Origin of the sequence: Sporosarcina luteola, assembly GCF_023715535.1 — a bacterium.
Taxonomy (GTDB): domain Bacteria; phylum Bacillota; class Bacilli; order Bacillales_A; family Planococcaceae; genus Sporosarcina; species Sporosarcina luteola_B.
Genome location: NZ_JAMBOI010000078.1, coordinates 1 through 255, shown reverse-complemented (window position 1 = coordinate 255; position 255 = coordinate 1). Strand labels below are relative to the sequence as shown.

The 255-nt window shown below is 45.1% G+C and carries 1 protein-coding gene; it reads left to right on the top strand.

All coding sequences use genetic code 11. From position 1 onward, the window contains the following. On the top strand, positions 1-255 hold a 255-nt coding region (locus M3191_RS18420; RefSeq protein ID WP_251701752.1), incomplete at both ends, for a transposase.

Sequence of the window (255 nt, the reverse complement as noted above, 5' to 3'; positions counted from 1 at the left end):
GACACTCTGCGAAACCTGAAAGATCTGTTCTTTGAAAAGTATGAGGAAAATCCCAAGTACCAAAAAGCGTTGAAGATACTCGATGAAGGCTTCGAGGATTCAATCCAATATATGAATTTCCCCATTTTACACCGAAAATCCATTCGAAGCACCAATGGCGTGGAGAGGCTAAATGAAGAGATTCGCAGGCGTGAAAGGGTGATCCGGATCTTCCCGAATACCCAGTCCGCCTTCAGGTTAATTGGCGCAGTCCTT